The sequence below is a fragment of the Pseudomonas sp. K5002 genome, assembly GCF_013386655.1.
Lineage (GTDB): Bacteria > Pseudomonadota > Gammaproteobacteria > Pseudomonadales > Pseudomonadaceae > Aquipseudomonas.
This window is the reverse complement of record NZ_JACARK010000513.1, coordinates 1-3,804: the sequence shown is the minus strand read 5'-3', so window position 1 is coordinate 3,804 and position 3,804 is coordinate 1. Positions and strand designations below refer to the sequence as shown.

Here is a 3,804-nt window from a genome sequence, read left to right as displayed (position 1 = left end):
ATCGACCTTCAACCTGATGCAAAAGCGCATCCGCGAACAGGTCACCCAGCGTGCCCGCATGCTGGGCGCCGTGTCCCACGACCTGCGCACGCCGCTGTCACGGCTCAAGCTGCGCCTGGAACAGATCGAAGACACCAAGCTGCAGGGCCAGATGCGCCAGGACCTGGACGACATGATCGGCATGCTCGACGCCACCCTGAGCTACCTGCACGAGCAGCGCACCAGCGAAACCCGGCATTGGCTGGATGTGCAGGCGCTGGTGGAGTCCCTGAGTGAAAACGCCCAGGACCGTGGCTCCGATGTGCAATGCAGTGGTGAGTGCGCGCCGCTGCAAGTGCAACCGATGGCCCTGCGTTCGTGCCTGAACAACCTGATCGACAACGCCCTGCGATACGCCGGCACCGCGCGCATCGAACTCGCGGACACTCCGCAGGCGCTGGTGGTGAAGGTGATCGACCACGGCCCGGGCATTGCGGCGGATAAACGCGAGGCGGTGTTTGAACCGTTTTATCGGCTGGAAGGCTCGCGCAACCGCAATTCCGGTGGCGTGGGGTTGGGCATGACGATTTCCAAGGAAGCCGTGGAACGCCTCGGTGGACGGCTGAGCCTGGAGGAAACTCCGGGCGGCGGCCTTACCGCCGTAATGTGGCTGCCAAGGGCGTAGGAATGGTTCCTGCGCCCTGCAGGAACCATTACTGCCCGGTTTTATCTTCCCGCCGCACCTGAGCCTGGGTGGCACTCCAGTCGGTCAACAAGCTATACGCCACCGCCAGCAATGTCGGGCCGATAAACAGGCCGATAAAGCCGAACGCAATCAACCCGCCAAACACCCCCAGCAACACGATCACCAGCGGCAGGTTGCCGCCACGGCTGATCAGGTAGGGCTTGAGCACGTTGTCGACGCCGCTGATGATGAACGTGCCCCATACACCGAGGAACACCGCATAGGTGTAGTCGCCCTTCCAGGCGAGCCAGGCGGTGGCCGGAATCCAGATCAGCGGCGGGCCCATCGGAATCAGGCTGAGCAGGAACGTCACGATCCCCAGCACCAAAGCCCCCGGAACACCGGCAATCCAGAAGCCGATCAGCGCCAGCAAGGCCTGGGCGGCAGCGGTGCCGATCACACCGTTGACCACCCGCTGCACCGTACCCGCGACCAGTTCGATGTAATAACCCGCCCGGTCGCCGATCAACCGCTCCAGCAAGCGATGCACAAACATCGCCAGGCGCGGCCCGTCACGGTAGAAAAAGAACACGAACACCAGGCTCAGGGTCAGTTCCAGGATGCCGCCGCCGATCTGCGCACTGCGGGCCAGCAACCAGTTGCCGACCTGGCCCAGGTACGGTTTCAACGTGACCATCAGTGCCGCGCCCTGCTGGTCGATGCTGTCCCACATCGCCACCAATCGTTCGCCGACAAAGGGAATGGAGCCGAGCCAGGTGGGCGCCGCAGGCAAGCCATCCACCTGGATATCCTTGATCAGGCCCACGGCATCGCGCACATGGTCGGCCAGGTTGAACCCCAGCCAAACCAGCGGCAACGCCACCAATAGCATCCAGACCAGGGTCAGGATCCCGGCGGCCAGCGATTCGCGACCGCCCAGCCAGCGGGTGAGCAAGCGCATCACCGGCCAACTGGCAAACGCCAGTACCGCGCCCCAGAACAGCGCCGACCAGAACGGCGCCATCACCCAGAAGCTGGCACCAAACAACACCAGCAGCAGGATCTGCACCAGCAGGCGATCGTTATTGAGCATGTGGTTTCTCGAAAAGAAGTCTGTAAGAGCAAGAGCTTAGGCGAACGGCGCGGGTCCGTTCGCCCTGGAACGGTCAGCGTATCAGATGCAGGTGCAAACCCTTGGCTTCAGTGGTGCCGGTTTCCAGGCGCGCCGCACGTACGCCCTGATCGATCAAGCCCTGGCGCCATGCCTCGGCGGTGGGCCCGGTCAAACTGACCCGCAACGTGGCATCCAGGTTCAATCCGCGGGAAATAAGGGTGAGCCAGGTGGCGTCAGGCTCGGCGCCCAGCTTGGGAAAATCCAGCTCGCCAGTGCTTTTCAGTTCCCGCAGCAGCGTAGCGGAGGTCGGCAGCAAATCGCCCAACGGTGCGCTGGCGTCCATCTGTTCCACGTGCAGGTACGCCCGTCGATTGCCCCGGGTGATGCCGTACAACGCGACCAGGGAGTTGTCCTGCGGGGCCGCCAGGCGCAGCAGCAGGTATTCCTGCTGGCCGTCGGCGCCCACCAGCTTGGCATTGCCGAACACTTCATTGGCCCACAGGCTGCTTTCACCGCAATCACGGGCCTGGCACCAGAACAGCAGTTGCGCGCCCTGGGCCTGCAAGGCTTCGCGGGTGGCGGTAAAGGCGGCGCTGGAGGTGTGCTCGGCAGGCAGTTCGTAGGTGATGGCAGTGGCTTGGCCGCGGGCGGTGGCCTGGCCTTCATAGCGCAGCTGGCCGCTGATCTTGCGGATCGAGCCCAGCGGGTAGATACGTTCTTTCTCTTCGGCGGGACGGTAGTCGACGATCTGCGCGTCGACCTGACGGGCCACGGCGGGCAAGTCCTGGCTACCCGGTACGTCGGCGGCAAACACCAGCGGGCTGAAACAGCACAGCCCCAGAACACGGAAAAATCCCTTCGGCATACTCATCGGATCGGCGCGCCCTGGCCATTGGGGTGCGCTGCGGTGTTGAGATCGTTCATGGTTGACTCCCTTTCGATCCGCCCAGCCTCGGCAGTTGACCCCGCCAAGTCAAGGCGTGGAGAAGAACCGATTGAAACAGTCTGCAACAAGGGTAGCGCCTGGCTCGTCATTCAGGTGCAAATGATGGCCACCGGGCAAGGTAGTCACCTGGAACGGAAGCCCGGAAAGCAATTCGGAATGTTTCGCCAACATGCCGTCTTCGGCGACCACCAACTGTGTCGGACAGCCGACTCGGCGCACGAAGGCCATCGCCTGTTCTTCTGTCAGGCGCATGGGGGAGGCCAGGGTCAGGCGGCTGTCGCTGCGCCAGGTGTAACCACCCGGCACGGGCATCAAGCCACGCTGGGCCAGCAGTTCGGCGGCTTCACGACTGACTGCCACCACGCCTTTCATCCGCGCTTCCACCGCGCGATCAAGGGTGCTGTACACCGGCTTGCGCTTGTCCTGCAGGTTCATTTGCGCCTGCAACGCCATGCCGAGGCGTTCGGCGGCGTTGTCTGCGGTGCCGGTCGGCGGGATCACGCCATCAATCAATCCCAGGTGCGTCACCCGCTCCGGCAAGGCGCCGGCCAACACCAGGGAAACGATGGCGCCGAGGGAGTGGCCAAGTAATGCAAAACGTTTCCACCCGAGTTGTTCGGCGACTTGCAGCACGTCGTGGACGTAATCCCACAGGGAATAACCGGCGCCAGCGGGTCGATGGGCCGAGTAACCATGGCCGGCCATGTCCAGGGCGACGATGCGCAGGCCATCGAGTTTCGGTGCCAGGCGGGCAAAGCTGTTGGCGTTGTCCAGCCAGCCATGCAGGGCAATCACCGGCAAACCGTCTTCAGGGCCGAACAGATGCGCCGCCAACTCGATGTGCGGCAGCGCCAGGCGGACTTCTTCGACAGGCGCAGTCATGCGCAACTGCGCTCGCGCTGGCGAGCTTCCCAACGGGCAAACAGGTTCTTGATCAAAGTGGCGGTGTCCTGTGGGCGTTCAAGGGGAAACATGTGGCCGCCGGGCATGGTCAGCATTTCGCCCATGGGCATGCGCCCCACGCCGCTGGCATGGTGACGCATCACCACCCGGCTCTGGCGACCACGCACCACCGCCAGC

At 63.7% G+C, this 3,804-nt stretch carries 4 protein-coding genes and 1 pseudogene; 1 reads left to right on the top strand and 4 read right to left on the bottom strand.

All coding sequences use genetic code 11. From position 1 onward, the window contains the following. The coding region (locus HX846_RS22050; RefSeq protein WP_178966093.1) for a cell wall metabolism sensor histidine kinase WalK at positions 1–664 on the top strand (664 nt) is incomplete at its 5' end. Positions 665–692: 28 nt separating this feature from the next. On the opposite strand, the gene HX846_RS22045 is transcribed toward HX846_RS22050, so the two are convergent. From HX846_RS22045 to HX846_RS22030, 4 genes and pseudogenes are all read right to left on the bottom strand, one after another. Then, the gene (locus HX846_RS22045; RefSeq protein WP_003217173.1) at positions 693–1,757 is read right to left on the bottom strand and encodes an AI-2E family transporter; all 1,065 of its coding nucleotides are present in this window, start codon (positions 1,755–1,757) and stop codon (positions 693–695) included. Between the two features lie 73 nt (positions 1,758–1,830). Further along, a complete protein-coding gene (locus HX846_RS22040) occupies positions 1,831–2,649 on the bottom strand; it encodes a DUF4892 domain-containing protein (RefSeq protein ID WP_003217171.1) in 819 nt (272 codons plus the stop codon). A 102-nt stretch (positions 2,650–2,751) separates the two neighbouring features. Next, positions 2,752–3,606: an alpha/beta hydrolase gene (locus HX846_RS22035; RefSeq protein ID WP_178966092.1), complete on the bottom strand. Its 855-nt coding sequence runs from the start codon at positions 3,604–3,606 to the stop codon at positions 2,752–2,754. Next, positions 3,603–3,804 (bottom strand): annotated as a pseudogene (locus HX846_RS22030) (alpha/beta hydrolase); the annotation flags it as partial. The gene HX846_RS22035 and the pseudogene HX846_RS22030, both read right to left, overlap by 4 nt.